Source organism: Actinoplanes nipponensis, from assembly GCF_016862275.1.
GTDB lineage: Bacteria > Actinomycetota > Actinomycetes > Mycobacteriales > Micromonosporaceae > Actinoplanes > Actinoplanes nipponensis.
In genome coordinates this window covers 1-17,609 of the sequence record NZ_BOMQ01000070.1, presented here as the reverse complement: position 1 = coordinate 17,609, position 17,609 = coordinate 1, and the positions used below count along the sequence as shown (strand labels likewise).

Sequence of the window (17,609 nt, the reverse complement as noted above, 5' to 3'; positions counted from 1 at the left end):
GCCCCGAGGCGGGAGGCCCGATTTCCGTGAGCACCGACCTACCGGTCCTCCGCAACTTCGTCGGTGGGTCCTATGCCGACCCCGCCGACGGTGTCACGTCGGCGGTCGTCGACCCGTGCACCGGGGAGGCGTACGCGTACGCCCCGGTCTCGTCCGCCGGTGACGTCGACGCCGCGATGAAGTCCGCCGAGGCGGGCTTCGAGCGCTGGCGCGACAGCACGCCGGCCGAGCGGCAGCGCGCCCTGCTGCGCATCGCCGACGCCGTCGAGGCCCGCGCCGACGAGATCATCGCCGCGGAATGCCGCAACACCGGCAAGCCCGTCGAGGCCACCCGGCAGGAGGAGATGGCCCCGCTGCTGGACGAGTTGCGCTTCTTCGCCGGCGCGGCCCGGGTGCTGGAGGGCAAGTCCGCCGGCGAGTACCTGCGCGACCACACCTCCTGGATCCGGCGCGAGCCGCTCGGGGTCTGCGCCCAGGTCACCCCGTGGAACTACCCGATGGTCATGGCCGTTTGGAAGTTCGCCCCGGCCATCGCGGCCGGCAACGCCGTGGTGCTCAAGCCGTCCGACACCACCCCGGTCAGCACCCTGCTGCTCGCCGAGATCGCGGCCGAGTTCCTGCCCCCGGGCGTGCTCAACGTCGTCTGCGGCGACCGGGACACCGGCCGCGCCCTGGTGGTCCACCCCACCCCGCAGCTGGTCTCGATCACCGGTTCCACCCGGGCCGGCATGGAGGTCGCCGCCGCGGCCGCCGCCGACCTCAAGAAGGTGCACCTCGAGCTGGGCGGCAAGGCCCCGGTGATCGTCTTCGACGACGTCGACCTGGCGGCGACCGCGGCCGCGGTCGCCGGCGCGGGCTACTTCAACGCCGGGCAGGACTGCACCGCGGCCACCCGGGTGCTCGTGCACGCCCGGGTCGCCGCCGACTTCACCGACGCGCTGGCCGCCGCGGCCGAGAACACCCGGGTCGGCGGCCCGGACGACCCGGACGCGTACTTCGGGCCGGTCAACAACGAGGCCCAGCTGAACCGGGTGCGGGGCTTCCTGGACCGCACGCCGGAGCACGCCCGGGTGGTCACCGGCGGCCGGCGCATCGGCGAGCGCGGCTGGTTCGTGGCGCCGACCGTGGTGGCCGGCCTGCGCCAGCGCGACGAGATGATCCAGGACGAGATCTTCGGGCCGGTCATCACCGTGCAGTCCTTCGACGACGAGGACGCCGCCGTCCGGTGGGCCAACGACGTGCGGTTCGGCCTCAGCGCGAGCGTCTGGACCCGCGACCACGGCCGGGCGATGCGGATGTCACGCCGGCTGAACTTCGGCGCGGTGTGGATCAACACCCACCTGCCCTTCGTGTCGGAGATGCCGCACGGCGGCTTCGGCCACTCGGGCTACGGCAAGGACCTGTCCCTGTACGGGTTCGAGGAGTACACCCGGATCAAACACGTGATGAGCCATCTGGGCTGACCCGGCCCGCCCGTCCCCCCGCGCGCGAAGAGGTAAGCATGACCACTGGTGTTGACCAGGACCCCGGCCACCCGGCGATCGAGCTCGCCGGCGTGCACAAGGACTACCTGTCGCACGGCGAGACGGTGCAGGCCGTCCGCCGTATGGACCTGAGCATCGCCCAGGGCGAGTTCTTCTCCCTGCTGGGCCCGTCCGGCTGCGGCAAGACCACCACGATGCGGATGATCGCGGGCTTCGAGGAGCCCACCGGCGGCACGGTGTTCCTGGACGGCCGGGACGTCACGCGCGTCTCGCCGAACAAGCGCGACGTGAACATGGTCTTCCAGTCGTACGCGCTGTTCCCGCACCTGACCGCCTACCAGAACGTGGCGTTCGGGCTGGAGCGCAAGAAGGTCGACAAGGCCGAGATCCGCCGGCGGGCCGGCGAGATCATGGAGATCGTCTCGCTGACCGGCATGGAGAAACGGGCCCCGCGGGAGATGTCCGGCGGCCAGCAGCAGCGGGTGGCGCTGGCCCGGGCGCTGGTCAACCGGCCGCGGGCGCTGCTGCTCGACGAGCCGCTGGGCGCGCTGGACCTCAAGCTGCGCCAGCAGATGCAGGTCGAGCTCAAGCGCATCCAGCGCGAGGTCGGCATCACCTTCGTCTACGTGACCCACGACCAGGGCGAGGCGCTGACCATGTCGGACCGCATCGCCGTCATGGAGGCCGGCCGCATCGACCAGCTGGGCACGCCCCGGGAGATCTACGAGCGCCCGGCGACCCGCTTCGTGGCGGGCTTCATCGGCACCTCGAACCTGCTCGACGGCACGGTCGAGAGCGTGTCCGGCGACGTGGCCGTGCTCAGCTACGGCGAGGGCGAGCGGGTGCTGGTGCCGGTGAGCGCGGCCACCGGGGTCGGCGACGCGCTGGAGGTCTCGGTCCGGCCCGAGAAGATCGACCTGGCCCAGGACGCGCCCACCGGCGCCGGCCTCAGCGTGCTCTCCGGGGTGGTGACCGAGGTGGTCTACCACGGCACGTCGACGAACTACACGGTCAAGACCTCCGCCGGGCCCGACCTGGTGATCTTCGACCAGAACGCCTACTCCGCCGAGGACCTGGCCGGTCCCGGCGACCGCGTGTACCTCAGCTGGAGCCCTCAGCACTCTTACCCGATCGGAGTCTGATCGTGCAGTCGAACCTTCCCGACCCCTCCCTCATCCGCGGCCTGACCCAGCGGCGGCTCGGCCGCCGCGACGCGCTGCGGGTGTCCGGCCTGTCGGCGTTCGCGATGGCGCTGGCCGCCTGCGGCGTCAAGGGCACCGGCTCGACGGCGCCCAGCGCCCCCGCCCCGGACGCGGTGGCCAAGTACTGGGCCGGCAAGACCAGCAACGGCAAGGTGGACTTCGCCAACTGGCCGCTGTACATGGACCCCAAGCATCCCGAGCTGAAGAAGTTCACCGCGGCCACCGGCGTCAAGGTGAACTACCAGGAGGTCATCCAGGAGATGGGCCCCTGGTTCGCCAAGGTGCAGCCGCAGCTCGCCGCCGGCCAGTCGATCGGCTACGACCTGATGGTCATCACCAACGGCATCCAGTTCAAGCAGTTCGTCAGCTCCGGCTTCCTGGCCCCGCTGGACCACGCCAAGCTGCCCAACTACAAGGCCAACGCCGACCCGTCGTACGCGAACACCGCCTACGACAAGGGCAACGTCTACTCCGTGCCGTGGACCTCCGGGATCACCGGCATCGCGTACGACCCGAAGAAGATCACCCGGCCCATCACCAAGCTGACCGACCTCTGGGACCCGGCGTTCAAGGGCAAGGTCGGCATGTTCTCCGACACCCAGGAGCTGGCCAACTTCGGCCTGATGGCGCTCGGCCTCAACCCGGACGAGTCCACGGCCGAGGACTGGAAGAAGGCCGCCGAGAAGCTCAAGGAGCAGAAGAACGCCGGGCAGGTCCGCAACTACTACGACCAGAGCTACATCGACGCGCTCGGCAAGGGCGAGGTCTGGATCACCCAGGCCTGGTCCGGCGACGTCTTCCAGAAGAACGTCTCCGACGGCACGGACTTCAAGTTCGTGATTCCGCAGGAGGGCGGCACCATCTGGACCGACAACTTCGCCATCCCGATCACCGCGCAGAACCCGCTCGACGCGATCAAGCTGATGGACTTCTTCTACGAGGTGGAGAACGCCGCCACGCTGGCCGAGTTCATCAGCTACGTCTGCCCGGTGCCGGCCGCGCAGGAGCAGATCAAGAAGGACGCGGCGAAGCTGTCGGGCGACGACAAGGCGGCCATGGAAGCCATCGCCAGCAGCCCGCTCGTCTTCCCCGCGCCGAGCGACTACGCCAAGCTGCACTACTACGTCGACTTCAAGACCGTCGCCGAGCAGCAGCAGTTCCAGAGCATCTTCGAACCGATCGTGCTGGCCTGACGCCGTGGGCCGTTCCCGGCGCGTGCTGGCGCCCTACCTGCTGATCCTGCCCGGTGGCCTGTGGCTGCTGCTGTTCTTCGTGATCCCGATGGTGACGATGCTGTCGCTGTCGCTGCAGCAGGGCGACATCGTCTCCGGGTACGCCTTCACCGGCCACTGGCAGACCTACGTGGACGCCGTGGTCAACTACCGCACCCAGCTGGTGCGGTCGCTGATCTACGGCGCGGTCACCACGATCGTGCTGATCGTGGTGGCGTTCCCGGTCGCGTACTGGATCGCCTTCTACGGCGGCCGGCGCAAGCCGACCTACCTGTTCCTGCTGCTGCTGCCGTTCTTCGTGTCGTTCGTGCTGCGGACGATCTCGTGGCGGTACATCCTCACCGACGAGGGCATGCTGCTGGGCCCGCTGAAGAGCGCCGGGATCCTGCCGGAGAGCTTCAACATCCTCGGCACCTCGGTGGCCGTGATCTCCGGGCTGGTCTACAACTTCCTGCCGTTCATGGTGCTGCCGATCTACGTGGCGCTGGAACGCATCGACCCGCGCGTCGTCGAGGCCGCCCGGGACCTGTACGCGGACCCGCCCACCGCCTTCCGCAAGGTGATCCTGCCGCTGGCCCTGCCCGGGGTGTTCGCCGGCGTGCTGATGACCTTCGTGCCGGCCAGCTCCGACTACGTCAACTCGGCGGTGCTGGGCAGCTCCTCGACCACGATGATCGGGCAGGTCATCCAGTCGCAGTACCTGACCAGCTCCAACTATCCGACGGCGTCGGCCCTGTCGTTCACGCTGATGGCCGTGCTGCTGATCGGTGTCTTCGCCTACGCCCGGGCGCTGGGCACGGAGGACGTCATGAAGGTGGCGGCGCGATGACCCAGGTGCTCGAGGAGGAGGAGACGGCCGTCGTCGCCGCTCCCCGCCGGTCCCGGCTCACCGGCGGGCGGGCCCTGCACATCTACACGTGGATCGTCATCGGGTGGCTGACGCTGCCGGTGCTGGTCATGATCCTGTTCGGCTTCAACGACACCCCGGGCCGCTACAACCAGACCTGGGAGGGCTTCACCCTCAAGTGGTACGGCCAGGTGTTCGCGCTCGACGAGCTCACCAAGGCGCTGGTGATCTCGCTGCTGGTCGCGGTGGCCACCGCGGTCGTCGCGGGCGCGCTGGGCACCGGCATCGGCTACGCGCTGGGCCGCTACCGGTTCCGCGGCTCCGGCACGGTCAACCTGATCATGTTCGCCACCATGTCCTCGCCCGAGCTGGTGATGGGCGCCTCGCTGCTGACGCTGTTCGTGTCGCTGGGCGTGGGGCTCGGCGCGGTGACGATCACCATCGCGCACATCATGTTCTCGATCTCGTTCGTCGCCGTCGTGGTGCGGGCCCGGGTGCTGACCCTGGACCGCTCGGTCGAGGAGGCCGCGGCGGACCTGGGCGCCAACGCGTGGACGACGTTCTGGCGGATCACCTTCCCGATCATCATGCCGGCGGTCATGTCCGGGATGCTGCTGGCGTTCGCGCTGTCCATCGACGACTTCGTGGTCAGCAACTTCACCGCGGGCACCACCACCACGTTCCCGCTGTGGATCTGGGGCGCCACCCGGGTCGGCCTGCCGCCCCAGGTCAACGTGATGGGCACGCTGATCTTCCTGGGCGGGGTGCTGATCGCGGTGGTGACCAGCATCCGCTCGCGACCGCGGAGACCGGCGGCATGACGGCGCGCGCGCTCGCCGACGCGATCCCCGAGCCGTACTGGCTCGGCCAGGCGGGCGCGCCGCCGGCCGCCGACCCGCTGGACGGCGTCGAGTCCGCCGACCTGGCGGTCGTCGGCGCCGGCTACAGCGGGCTGTGGACGGCGCTGCTGGCCAAGGAACGCGACCCGGGCCGCGACGTCGTGGTCGTCGAGGCCGGTACGGCGGGATGGGCGGCCTCCGGACGCAACGGCGGGTTCTGCGCGGCCAGCCTCACCCACGGCTTCGACAACGGGCTGAGCCGGTTCCCCGACGAGATGGACACCCTGGAGCGGCTCGGCCGGCAGAACCTGGACGACATCGAGCGGACCGTGCAGCGGTACGGGATCGCGTGCGACTTCGCCCGGACCGGGGAGCTCAACGTGGCGACCGCCGAGTGGCAGCTGCGGGAGCTGACCGCGTACCACGACGAGGCGGCCGCCCGCGGCCTGGACGTGGCGCTGCTGGACCGCGACCGGGTCCGCGCGGAGGTGAACTCCCCCACCTATCTCGGCGGGGTGTGGGACCGCACCGGCTGCGCGATGGTGGACCCGGCCCGCCTGGTCTGGGGCCTGCGCCGGGCCTGCCTCGAGCTGGGCGTCCGGATCCACGAGAACTCCCGGGTGGAGCGGATCACCACCACCCGCGCCGGGCTGCGCCTGCACACCTGGCGGGGCCGGCTGGACGCGGCGCACGTCGCGCTGGCCACCGGCGCGCACGGCGGCCTGCTGCGCCGGCTGCGCCACTACGTGGTCCCGATCTACGACTACGTGCTGATGACCGAGCCGCTGACCGCCGCGCAGCTGGCCGCCGTCGGCTGGGGCCGCCGGCAGGGCGTGGGAGACGCCGGCAACCAGTTCCACTACTACCGGCTCACCGCGGACAACCGCATCCTGTGGGGCGGCTACGACGCGATCTACTACCGGGGCGGGCGGATCAGCCCGGAACGCGACCAGCGCGAGGCCACGTTCGCGGTGCTGGCCGACCACTTCGCGCGGACCTTCCCGCAGCTCGAAGACGTGCGTTTCACGCACAAGTGGGGCGGCGTGATCGACACGTGCAGCCGGTTCAGCGGCTTCTTCGGTACGGCGCACGGCGGCCGGCTGGCCTACGCGGTCGGCTACACCGGCCTGGGCGTGGGCGCCACCCGTTTCGGCGCGAACGTGATGCTGGACCTGCTCGGCGGCGAACCAACCGAGCTGACCCGGCTGAAGATGGTGCGGCGCAAGCCCCTGCCGTTCCCGCCGGAGCCGGTGCGCTCCGGGGTGATCGAACTGACCCGCTGGTCGATCGCGCGCGCCGACGCCCACGAGGGCCGCCGCAACCTCTGGCTGCGCACGCTGGACAAGGTCGGCCTGGGCTTCGACTCCTAGGACCCGGCGCCATTGATCCACAGTGATGACTGGCCGTACGGACGGTACGGTCCGGTCGCCCGCACGGCCATCATGTCCGGGTGCCGATGTGGTGGAAACGTCCCCGGGTGTGGTTCTTCGTCCTATTGATCTTCGCCGTTTCCGCCGCGGCGACACTGTCCTGGTTCCTCACCGCCGAGGGCCGCGCGCACGCCGACCAGTGGTCGAGCATCATCTTCGGCGGCACCGCCGCCGTGGCCGTGCTGGTGACGGCCCTGCGGTGGCTGTGGCTCCAGGACAGCGACCAGGCCGGCACGGTGACCCCCGAACGGCTGACCACGGCGCAGGCCGTGCTGGCCCGCGCCCAGATCGAGCAGTGGACGGCCGAGGAGGTGGCCCGGCAGATCCAGGACCCGTGGCCGCTGCGGGTGCGCTGGCAGGTGACCCGGCGCGCGCGGCAGCTGATGGTCAGCTGGGCGGCGGTCCGCGGCACGCCGGACGCCGACGAGATCCCGCTCGAGGGCACTTACGACCGGGTCGCCGACGTCTTCGACCATCCGGACTCCCCCGGCCGCCTCGTCGTGCTGGGCGAGCCGGGAGCCGGCAAATCCATGCTGGTGCTGCGCCTGACGCTGCAGCTGCTCCAGCGCCGCGGCGAGCACGATCCGGTGCCGGTCCTGCTGCCGGTGGCCGGCTGGGACCCGGCTCAGCCGCTGGACGAGTGGGTCGCCGCCCGGCTGGCCACCGATCATCGGCTGCTGGCCACGCCGGTGGAGGCGCCGGGCGGGGGTCGCCGGACGCTGGCCCGCGAGCTGGTGGCGCGCGGGATGATCCTGCCGATCCTGGACGGGCTCGACGAGATCAGCCCGATCCACCACAGTCGCGCGCTCGCGGCGATCACCGCGGCCGCCGGATCGGGTGCGAGGTTCGTGCTGACCAGCCGGACGAAGGCCTACGAGCGCGCCGTCCACGTCTCGTCACCCCTGGCGCGGACCCCGGTCGTCGAGCTGCAACCGATGACCCCCGACGACGCGGCCCGGTACCTGGTCGACGGCACCGACCATCCGCTTCCCCGGTGGAGCCCCGTGCTGGCCCAGCTCGCCGCCGGCGGCGGCACACCGCTGGCCCAGACCCTGTCCACCCCGCTGATGATCTGGCTGGCCCGGGTCGTCTACCAGCACCGGGACAGCGACCCGGGCGAACTGCTCACCGCCCGGTGGGCGACGACGCGGGCGGGCATCGAGAAGCACCTCCTGCAGCAGCTGATCCCGGCGGCCTACACCGCGGCCGTCGGCGGACATCCGGGCCGCACCTCGGCCGGGGCCCGTACGGCGCGGCGGACGCTGACCACGCTGGCCCGGCACCTGCGCGCCGACCGCACCTACGACCTCACCTGGTGGCGGCTGAACGAGATCTCCCCCGGACCGGCCGGCCAGTTGACGACCGTGTTGCTGAGCGCCACGGCCCTGCTCGTCGCGCTGGTCGTGGCCGTCGCCGGCGTGGCCTCAGCCGAGGACGTGGCGGAGCTCCACCGACATTCCGGCTGGTTGCGCACCGGCCTGGCGGTCGGCCCGGCGCTGGGAGTCGCCGTCGGGCTGGCCCGCCGGCTGTTCGACGGCCAGTGGTACCCGCGACGGGTCTCGTTCGCCCAGCTGCCCATGTCGTTGCTGGTGATCGGTTGTCCGGTCGCCCTGCTCGGCGCCTCCATGGAGGCACCGGCGGCGGGCGTGGTGGCGGGGCTCGCCGCGGGAACCGCCTTGACGCTGGTAGCCGGCGGAACCCCGGCCGGCGGCGACACCCAGCGGGGCCTGAGCCCGGCCGCGCTGCTGATCGAGGACCGGAACTCCGCCGTCGTCGGCGCGGCCACCAGCGTGTTCGCGATTGCCACGGCCGCCTTCGCCCCCGGGGTCCCGACCGGCATGTCCCTCGACGCCATCGCCTACTCCGCCGCCGTCCTCGGCCTGCTCCCGGTGGCGACACTCGTCCTGGGCGCCTGGGGGCACTTCTGCGTCGCCCGCCTGGTGCTGTTCGCCTGCCGGAGGATGCCGCTGCGGCTGATGAGCTCCCTGGCCGAGGCGCACGACCGCGGCGTGCTGCGGCAGGCGGGCGGCGTCTACCAGTTCCGCCACAACCTGCTGCAGGACCACCTGGCCGCACCGGCGCCTACCGGCTCAGCAGCTCGCGCAGAGCCTTGACCACCTCGGCCGGGGCCTCCTCCGCCATGAAGTGACCGCACGAGACGGTTCGGTGCTCCAGGTCCGGCGCCCACGCCCGCCAGATGGCCGCCGCGTCGAAGCCCAGCGCCGCGCCCCAGTCCTGCTGCAGCACCGTCACCGGCATCCGGAGCCGTCGGCCCGCTTCCCGGTCGGCGCGGTCGTGCTCCACGTCGACGCCGGCCGAGGCCCGGTAGTCGGCGACGATCGACGGCACCGCCTCGCGACAGGCCCGCAGGTACGCGGCGCGTACCTCGGGCGGGATCGCGTCCGGCTGCCGGGTCCAGACGTCCAGGAAGTGGCCGAAGAAGGCGTCCGGGGCGGCCCCGATCAGCTTCTCGGGCAGGCCGGGCGGCTGCGCCATCAGGTACAGGTGGAAGCCGACCGCGGCGGTGACGCCGTGCATGACCTCCCACATGTCCAGGGTCGGCAGCACGTCCAGCGAGGCGAGGTGGGTGACGGCCGCCGGATGGTCCAGGCCGGCGCGGATGGCGACCAGGGCGCCGCGGTCGTGGCCGGCCAGGGCGAACCGGTCGTGACCCAGCGCCCGGGCCAGCGCCACGACGTCGGCCGCCATGGTCCGCTTGGCGTACGCGTCCCCGGCGGGCTTGTCGCTGGCGCCGTAGCCGCGCAGGTCGGGGCAGATGACGGTGTGGTCCGCGGCCAGGTCGGCGGCGACGTGCCGCCACATCAGGTGGGTCTGCGGGAAGCCGTGCAGCAGCACGATCGGGCTGCCCGAGCCGCCGACCGCGACCTGAAGGGCCACGCCGTCGGCGACGGTGACGCGCCGGTGGTCGAATCCGGTGATGGTGGGGTTCATGCCCGCCACGGTGCCCGGGACGGATCAGCAGCCGGTCAACGGCGGATCAGCGCGCTGCTTAGATGGGTGACGTGGTGACCTTCAGCGTGCTCGGGCCCGTGCGGGCGGGCACGGCGCTGGGTCCCGTACCGCTGAAGGGTCCCCGGCACCGGGCCGTGCTGGCCCGCCTGCTGATCGCCCGCGGCCGGGTCGTGCCGGTCGACCGGCTGGTCGACGACCTGTGGGAACGGCCGCCCAAGGGGGCCGTTCCGGCCCTGCGCACCTTCGTGTCGGACCTGCGCCGGGCGCTGGAACCGGACCGGGCGCCGCGGCAGCCGGCCCGGCTGCTGGTCACCGCGCCGCCCGGGTACGCGCTGCCGGCCGCGCCGGACGCGGTGGACGCCTGGCGGTTCGAGGCGGCGGTGGCCGCGGCGGGCGACCTGCTCGCCGCCGGCGCGGCGAGCCCGGCGCTGGCTGGGCTGGAGGCGGCGCTCGGCCTGTGGCACGGGCCCGCCTACGCGGAGTACGCCGGCCAGCACTGGGCCCGCGCCGAGATCGACCGGCTGGACGAGCTGCGGATGCTGGCGCTCGAGCGGCGGGGGGAGGCGCTGCTCACGCTGGGCCGGGCTGCCGAGGCGGCCTCGGGCCTGCGCGAGCACGCCGCGGCCCAGCCGTTGCGGGAGGACGCCTGGGGGTTGCTGGCGTTGGCGCTGTACCGGGCCGGGCGGCAGGGGGCGGCGCTGGCTGCGCTGCGCGAGGTACGGGCGGCGCTGGCGGATGAGCTGGGGGTGGATCCGGGGCCCCGGCTGCAGCGGTTGGCGGCCGACATCCTGGCCCAGGCTCCGCACCTGAGCCCGGACGCGGCCGTGCGCCCCGGGCTTGATGCCGTCGCCGGGCCGTCTTCCGCCGGATCGGCTCCCGCCGGGCCGCCTCGCGCCGGGCCGGATCTCAGCACGGCCTTCCGCGGGCCGGGCCACGGGCCGGATCCAGCCGGGCCGGGGCGCGGAGCGGCCTGTCCCGGGCCGGATCCAGCCGGGCCGGGGCGCGGAGCGGCCTCTCCCGGGCCGGATCCAGCCGGGCCGGGACGCGGAGCGGCCTCTCCCCGGCCGGATCCCGCCGGGCCGGGACTGGCCGGGTCGGCGGCCGATGGGCTTTTCGGGCGGGATGAGGAGTTGGGCCGGCTGGTGGGCCTGGCCGACGCCGTCGCCGCGCGGGGCCGGGCCGCGCTCGCGCTGGTCTCCGGTGACGCCGGCGCCGGCAAGACCGCCCTGGCCGAGGCCCTGAGCCGCCGGCTGACCGCGCGGGGCTGGACGGCCACCTGGGGGCACGGCCCGGGCCACGACGGCGCGCCGGTGACCTGGCCCGGCGGGCAGGAGCCGGAGGCCGCCGCCGGGGATCCGGCTGTGGCCCGGTTCCGCGCGCGGCGAGCCGCGGTGGCCCGCCTGACCGCGCCCGCCGCCCGGGGACGGCCCGTGCTGCTGGTCGCCGACGATCTGCACCGCGCCGACGAGGGCACGCTGGAGCTGCTCGCCGCGCTGGTGGTCGAGGCGGTGCCGGTGCTGGTCGTCGGGACCTTCCGGGCCACCGAGATCACGCCGGAGTTGACCGCGGCGCTGGCCCGGTTCGCGCGTACCGAGCCGGTGCGGGTTTATCTGGGCGGGCTGGGTGAGGCGGCGGCCGGGGCGCTGGCCCGTACCGTGGCCGGGGCCGGCCTGGACGCGTCCGCCGCGCGGCTGATCCATCGCCGCAGCGGCGGCAATCCGTTCTTCGTGCGCGAACTTGCCCGGCTGTTCGCCGCCGAGGGCGGCGCCGCCCTGGACAGGGTGCCGGCCGGCGTCCGCGACGTGATCCGGCACCGGCTGGCGCGGTTACCGGAGCCGGCGCTGACCGTGCTGCGGCAGGCGGCCGTGCTCGGCCGCGACGTCGACCCGGAGCTGCTGACCCTGCTGACCGGCGACGAGGCGGCCGTGCTGGACGGCCTGGACGCGGCGCTGACGGAGGGCCTGCTCACCGAGGAGGGTCCGGGCGGGCGGCCGCGGTTCGGTCACCTGCTGGTCCGGGACACGATCTACGGCGACCTGTCCGCGCTGCGCCGCGCCCACTGGCATGCCGCCGCCGGGGAGGCGCTGGAACGCCTGCGCCCCGGGGACGTCGCCGCCCTCGCCCACCACTTCGCCCGGGCCGCCACCCCGGCCACCGCGGCCCGCGCGGCCCGCTACTCCGCGGCGGCCGCCGACCGGGCCGAGCGGGGCTCGCGGCCGCACGAGGCGGCCCGGCTGTGGCGGCAGGCGATCGACGCGTACGACCGCGGGACGCCGGCCGAGGCCCGGGGTCGGCTGGCGGCGGTGATGGGGCTCGGCCGGGCCTTGGCCGTGACCGGGCACCTGGACGCGGCACGCCGGTTGCGGGCCGAGGCGGTCGCCGCCGTCCGGCACCTCGACGATCCGGATCTCGCGGCGACCGTGCTCGCCGCCTTCGCCGTGCCGGCGGTCTGGACCCGCAACGACGACGACCAGCTCTCCCGGCAGGTCGTCGAGGAGGCCGAGCGGATCCTGGCCGGGCCCGGCGCGCTGCGGCCCGAGCAGCGCAGCCGGCTGCTGAGCACCATCGCGCTGGAGCTGCGGGGCACCACCACCGGCCGCGGGGACCGGGCGGCCCGCGAGGCCGAGGCCATCGCCCGGCGGACCGGGGATCCGGCGCTGCTGGCGTTCGCCCTCAACGCGCGGTTCATGCACACGTTCGGCCGCGCCGGGCTGGCCGCCGAGCGGGCCGCGCTCGGGGCCGAGCTGCTCACGCTGGCCGCCGGGAACGAGCTGGTCACCTTCGAGGTGCTGGCCCACCTGATCCTCATGCAGGCCCACAGCGCGCTGGGCGAGCCCGCTGTCGCGGACGCCCACGCGGCGGCCGCGGACCGGCTGGCCGAGCGCTACGAGCTGCCGCTGGTGGCGGTGCTGACCCAGTGGTACGCCGCGCTGCGCCTGGCCCTGGACGGCCGGGCGGCGGAGGCGGCCGACGCGTACCGGGCCGCGCAGGTCAGGCTGGCCGGCAGCGGCATGCCGGGGATGGCGGACGGGCTGCCGGCCCTGGCCCTGCTGACCTTGGCTGGGGACGGCGCCCCGGACGGCGACTTCGGCCCGTACGAGCCGTGGGCCCGGCCGCTGGTGCTGCTCGCCAGGGGCGATCGGGTGGGGGCGGCGGCGGCGCTGCGGGCCGTACCGGAATCTCCGCACGACCTGCTGCGTGAGGCGCGGCTGTGCCTGGCCGTCCGCGCGGCCCGCGCCCTGGACGATCAAGCCCTGCTCGCGCGCCTGCGCGCCGAGCTGCGGCCGGCGGCCGGCGAGATCGCCGGGGCCGGCAGCGGCGTGATCACCCTCGGTCCAGTGGCCGATCACCTGGCGCAACCCGCCCCTCGTCCGTCCTGATCATCCACCCCGATCGACGGCGGCCGCGCGCCACCGAACAGGCAAAACAGCCCCCTCCCAACGTCGCAAACATGGGCCGGCGCCGCACATGGCGATGCCGATCGCGGGTAAGGCAGGCACGATGCATCGGTAGGCCGATCTAGGGAGTGACCAGGCATGGCGCAGATCCACCACTTCGAACACGGCTGGCTGACGCCGACGTTCAGCTACACGCTGTCCGTGCTCGGGTCACTGCTCGGGCTGGTGTGCGCGGTCCGGCTGCGCACGGCGCCCAGCGCCGGCTGGCGCGCCTGGTGGCTCACCCTGGCGGCGGTCGCCATCGGCGGCACCGGCATCTGGACCATGCACTTCGTGGCGATGCTGGGCTTCAGCGTGGTCGGCCTGCCGATCCGGTACGACGTCCCGGTGACCGCCCTCAGCGCGCTCATCGCGATCGGCGCCGTCGCCATCGGCCTGTCCATCGCGGCCCGCGGCACCAAGGTCCAGGGCGCGCGGATCGTCATCGGCGGCCTGTTCGCCGGCCTCGGCGTGGCCGCGATGCACTTCACCGGCATGTTCGCCATGCACCTCGACGGCACCATCAACTACCTCACCAGCCGGGTGGTGGCCGCCGTCATCATCGCTGTCGTCGCGGCCACCGTGGCACTGTGGCTGGCCATGACCGTGCAGCGGCCGCTCGCCATCCTCGCGTCCGCCCTGGTCATGGGCATCGCGGTCAACGGCATGCACTTCGTCGGCATGTCCGCCATGTCGGTACGGCAGGACGGCGCGACCGGCGCCTCGGTGACCGGGGCCACGGCGAGCAGCCTGCTCATCCCGATCGGCCTCACCGTCATCTTCGGCATCCTCGGCCTGGTGTACGCGCTGATGGCGGCGCCGACCGAGGAGGACCGGGCGGCCGCGGCGTACCTGGCCGGACGGCTGGACGGCGAGGACGACGACGACCTGTACGAGCCGGTCGCGCAGCAGGGGCCGAACGGGCGGCGGATGCCGACGGGCGGGGCCTCCTGGACGTTCCGGGACCGCGCGGGGCAGTGATCTTGCGCCGGGGGCTTCTCGGGCTCTCCAGACCCGGCTGTCGCTTTCCCCCGGCCGAGCGGGCCACGAACGGCGGAAGGGTCAGTCGCGTGTGCGACTGACCCTTCCGGCCTCACTGCTCTGGGGTGATCGACGGGACTTGAACCCGCGACCCCCGGGACCACAACCCGGTGCTCTACCAGCTGAGCTACGACCACCATGCCGCATTGCTACGACAACCTTATTGCTACGACAACCCTGCCGCGGACAAACCCTCCGCGGCGCGTGCCGGACAAGCATAGCGGCAGCACCCTGCCCACCGTCGACCGGGTTACCGCTCGGCGTGGCTCGGCGCCGGCCTACAGCTCCGCGGCGATCGCCCGGGCCTGGTCGACGTCCGGGCCGGGCAGCGGCACGAACACCGTGCGGCGGTAGTACTCCAGCTCGCGGATGCTCTCGCGGATGTCGGCCAGGGCGCGGTGCGCGAGGCCCTTCTGCGGCTGGCCGAAGTACACCCGCGGGTACCAGCGGCGGGCCAGCTCCTTGATCGAGGAGACATCGATCATCCGGTAGTGCAGGAAGTCGTCCAGCGCGGGCATGTCGCGGGCCAGGAAACCCCGGTCGGTGGCGATGGAATTGCCACAGAGCGGCGCGGAGCGGGGATTCGGGACAAACTGCTTGATGTACGCCAGGACGGCTTCCTCGGCTTCCGCCATGGTGACCGTGGAACGGCGTACCTCGTCGGTGAGGCCGGACTTGGCGTGCATCTCGCGCACCACCTCCGGCATCGCGTCGAGCGCCGCGTCATCGGCATGGATGACGAGGTCGACGCCCTCGCCGAGAACGTTGAGATCGGGACCGGTCACCAACGCGGCCACCTCGATCAGGGCATCCTTGCCCAGGTCGAGACCCGTCATCTCACAGTCGATCCACACCAGAAGATCCGCCACGCGCTCAGCCTACGCGCCGGGCCGGAGGCGTGTCGCCGCGTCCGCCGTACCCACCCGCCGGGGACGCGACACCCGCACTGGGCACGTTCACCCTAGATTGCCCGCATTGGGCCGAGGACTACCCAGTTCGCCCATCAACGGGGTAAAGTGTGCTTAACGGACGAAGCCCCCCTTCGGTTACTCCGTTTCCCCCGGTAAAAGGGCCCTCCGCGTCGGCAGCGCGGAGGGCCCTTTTCGGTATGTCGGGGTTGTCGGAAGCACTGGGCGGCCGCAACCGGCTCACGGGCCGCGGCCGCCCGGGCTTGCGCCTGGTCAGTCCTTCGAGCGCGGGCCACCCTTGCGGGGCGGACGGGTCAGCTTGATGGGCGGATCCTGGGTGGCGGGATCGGGCGCGGGCAGCCCCGAGGCGGTGGTGTTCTTCCGCCGCCGCCGGGCCGCCGAGTCGCCGCCGAGCAGCTCCGCCACCTCCGCCTTGTACGCCGCCAGCCGCGAGAGGGAGCCTTCGGGCTTGCGCTTGGCGTTGTCCGGCTCGGCCTTCTCCGCCGTGTCCGCGGCATTCTGTGCCGCCTCGGCCTCGTCAGCCTTCACGACCTTGTCGGCCTTGTCGGCCTTGTCGGCCTTCTCGGCAGCGTCTGCCTTCTCGGCGGCGACGACGGCCCTCTCAGCGTTGGCGGCCTTCTCGGCCTTGCCACTGCTGTCGGCAGCGTCCACCTTCTCCGCGGCGCCGACGGCCCTCGCGGCCTCCTCCACCTTTTTCGCCGCGGCCACCTTCTCCGCGGCGCCGGCAGCCCTCGCGGCCTCTTCCACCTTCTCCGCGGCGGCCACCTTCTCCCCCACGCTCGTGGAGAGGGCGGTGGCCGCAGTGGCCTCGGCGGAGGGTGCCGGAACCGGCTTCGCCGGGTCGACGTCCGCGCTCTGGCTCACCTGGATGGTGGCCGGGCGGTGGCGCTGCTCGGCGATGTGCGGCTCCGGCTTCGACGCGGGTCCGGCGTCGGTTGTCCCGCCCGGCTTCGAGGCGGACCCGGCCTGCGTTGTACCGGTCGGCTTCGAGGCGGACCCGGCCTGCGTTGTACCGGCCGGCTTCGACGCGGGCCAGGCCTGCGTTGTCCCCGTCGGCTTCGAGGCGGGTCCGGCCTGTGTTGTCCCGGCCGGCTTCGACGCGGGCCAGGCCGACGGGGTGCGGCCGGCCGTGGCCTGGTGCTGCTGCTCAGCGGCCTGGCTTCCGGCTCCGGCCGGGGTGACGGGTGCCGACGAGGGCCGGACCGAGGTGGTGCCCGAGCCGGCCGGGACCGGCTCGCGGTCCGGGTCGGCGGGCCGGGACGGGCCGGGTACCGACGGACGCGGTGTCGTCGGGTTGGTCGGCGGAACCTGGGTCGGGTCCGTCGGCGCGGGCCGCGTCGGGGTCGGCGCGGGGTCCCGCTGAGCCGGCTGAGCCTTGGCCGCGGCGGCGGGGACCTGCGCACCCCCGTCCCGCGGACCGGCAGCCTCGCCGGGCGCGGCCGGGGCGACGTGGTGCGGCTGGAACGTGGCGGACGTGGACGCCCGGGCCGGGCCGGTCGGCTGCGCCGGGGCTGCGGTTCCCCCGCCCACAGTCGTCGGGTTGGCAGCCGCGGTTGCGGGCCGCGCCGGGACAGCCGAGTCTGACCGGCTGGGAGCCGAGGCCGCAGCCTGGCCGGACGCGGACGCCACGGCCGGAACAGAGGACGCCTCGGCCTGACCGGCAGCTGAGGCCTGGCCGGACGCGGACACCGTGGCCGGAGCAGAGGACACCCCCGCCTGGCCGGCAGCCGAGCCCGCGGGCTGAACAGACCCCGCCCCAGGCCGGCCGGACGCCGAAGCCGCCGGCCGACCAGAAGACGTCCCCGCCTGGCGATCGGCCGGGTCCGCGGCCTGGCCAGACGCCGCCTCAGTCCGGCCCGGAGCCGAGCCTGCCGGCTGGGCGGACGCCGCCGGCCGGCCGGGAGCCGCTGCGGGTTGGGCGGGACGCACTTCCGGGGTCTGGGCGGACCGGTTCGGGGCGGCCGGCGAGGTGGCTGCCGCCCCGGTCGGGCGGCCCTTGGTCGCACCCGCGTCCTTCCCGGCGGCGTGCGCCGGGCTGGTGGCCGCCCTCGACGGTGCTGCGGATGCCGGCCCCCCGGCCTGGTCAGCCTTGGTAGACGCCGGCTCCGTCGGCATCTGGGAGCGGTCCACCGGCCGCGTCGGCGCCTGGGAGCGGTCCGCCGGCCGCGTCGGCGTCTGCGAGCGGTCCGCCGCCT

General features: G+C 73.6%; 12 protein-coding genes and 1 tRNA gene. 9 read left to right on the top strand and 4 right to left on the bottom strand.

Annotation, left to right across the window (positions count from 1 at the left end; translation table 11 throughout):
- Positions 1 to 26 precede the first annotated feature (26 nt).
- The 7 genes from Ani05nite_RS29805 (at position 27) to Ani05nite_RS29775 (ending at position 9,148) form a co-directional block, all read left to right on the top strand.
- Positions 27 to 1,463: a gamma-aminobutyraldehyde dehydrogenase gene (locus Ani05nite_RS29805; RefSeq protein WP_239130751.1), complete on the top strand. Its 1,437-nt coding sequence runs from the start codon at positions 27 to 29 to the stop codon at positions 1,461 to 1,463.
- 38 nt (positions 1,464 to 1,501) lie between these two features.
- The gene (locus Ani05nite_RS29800) at positions 1,502 to 2,626 is read left to right on the top strand and encodes an ABC transporter ATP-binding protein (protein WP_203773900.1); all 1,125 of its coding nucleotides are present in this window, start codon (positions 1,502 to 1,504) and stop codon (positions 2,624 to 2,626) included.
- A 2-nt stretch (positions 2,627 to 2,628) separates the two neighbouring features.
- Positions 2,629 to 3,879 (top strand): polyamine ABC transporter substrate-binding protein, encoded by a 1,251-nt coding sequence (locus Ani05nite_RS29795; protein WP_307836723.1) that lies wholly within the window; start codon positions 2,629 to 2,631, stop codon positions 3,877 to 3,879.
- A 4-nt stretch (positions 3,880 to 3,883) separates the two neighbouring features.
- Positions 3,884 to 4,747, top strand: coding sequence for an ABC transporter permease (locus tag Ani05nite_RS29790; RefSeq protein WP_203773898.1), 864 nt, complete (start codon positions 3,884 to 3,886; stop codon positions 4,745 to 4,747).
- Positions 4,744 to 5,586, top strand: a complete 843-nt coding sequence (locus Ani05nite_RS29785; RefSeq protein ID WP_203773896.1) for an ABC transporter permease — start codon at positions 4,744 to 4,746, stop codon at positions 5,584 to 5,586. The genes Ani05nite_RS29790 and Ani05nite_RS29785 overlap by 4 nt, the downstream gene beginning before the upstream one ends.
- On the top strand, positions 5,583 to 6,974 hold the full coding sequence (locus tag Ani05nite_RS29780) for an NAD(P)/FAD-dependent oxidoreductase (protein ID WP_203773894.1): 1,392 nt from the start codon (positions 5,583 to 5,585) through the stop codon (positions 6,972 to 6,974). Before Ani05nite_RS29785 ends, Ani05nite_RS29780 begins: the two co-directional genes overlap by 4 nt.
- 86 nt (positions 6,975 to 7,060) lie before the next feature.
- On the top strand, positions 7,061 to 9,148 hold the full coding sequence (locus Ani05nite_RS29775) for an NACHT domain-containing protein (RefSeq protein ID WP_239130762.1): 2,088 nt from the start codon (positions 7,061 to 7,063) through the stop codon (positions 9,146 to 9,148).
- On the opposite strand, the gene Ani05nite_RS29770 is transcribed toward Ani05nite_RS29775, so the two are convergent.
- Positions 9,117 to 9,986 carry an alpha/beta fold hydrolase gene (locus Ani05nite_RS29770; RefSeq protein ID WP_203773890.1) on the bottom strand — a complete coding sequence of 290 codons (870 nt, stop codon included), beginning with the start codon at positions 9,984 to 9,986 and terminating at the stop codon, positions 9,117 to 9,119. The genes Ani05nite_RS29775 and Ani05nite_RS29770 overlap by 32 nt on opposite strands.
- Positions 9,987 to 10,048: 62 nt before the next feature.
- Here Ani05nite_RS29770 and Ani05nite_RS29765 point away from each other — a divergent pair, with 62 nt between their 5' ends.
- On the top strand, positions 10,049 to 13,387 hold the full coding sequence (locus tag Ani05nite_RS29765) for an ATP-binding protein (protein ID WP_203773888.1): 3,339 nt from the start codon (positions 10,049 to 10,051) through the stop codon (positions 13,385 to 13,387).
- Between the two features lie 156 nt (positions 13,388 to 13,543).
- On the top strand, positions 13,544 to 14,425 hold the full coding sequence (locus Ani05nite_RS29760) for an MHYT domain-containing protein (protein ID WP_203773886.1): 882 nt from the start codon (positions 13,544 to 13,546) through the stop codon (positions 14,423 to 14,425).
- A 121-nt stretch (positions 14,426 to 14,546) separates the two neighbouring features.
- Here the strand turns inward: Ani05nite_RS29760 and Ani05nite_RS29755 are convergent.
- From Ani05nite_RS29755 to Ani05nite_RS29745, 3 genes are all read right to left on the bottom strand, one after another.
- Positions 14,547 to 14,622 (bottom strand) — tRNA-His (locus Ani05nite_RS29755).
- 141 nt (positions 14,623 to 14,763) lie between these two features.
- Positions 14,764 to 15,354: an oligoribonuclease gene (gene orn, locus Ani05nite_RS29750; protein WP_203773884.1), complete on the bottom strand. Its 591-nt coding sequence runs from the start codon at positions 15,352 to 15,354 to the stop codon at positions 14,764 to 14,766.
- Between the two features lie 312 nt (positions 15,355 to 15,666).
- Positions 15,667 to 16,278 carry a hypothetical protein gene (locus tag Ani05nite_RS29745; RefSeq protein WP_203773882.1) on the bottom strand — a complete coding sequence of 204 codons (612 nt, stop codon included), beginning with the start codon at positions 16,276 to 16,278 and terminating at the stop codon, positions 15,667 to 15,669.
- Between the last annotated feature and the right edge of the window lie 1,331 nt (positions 16,279 to 17,609).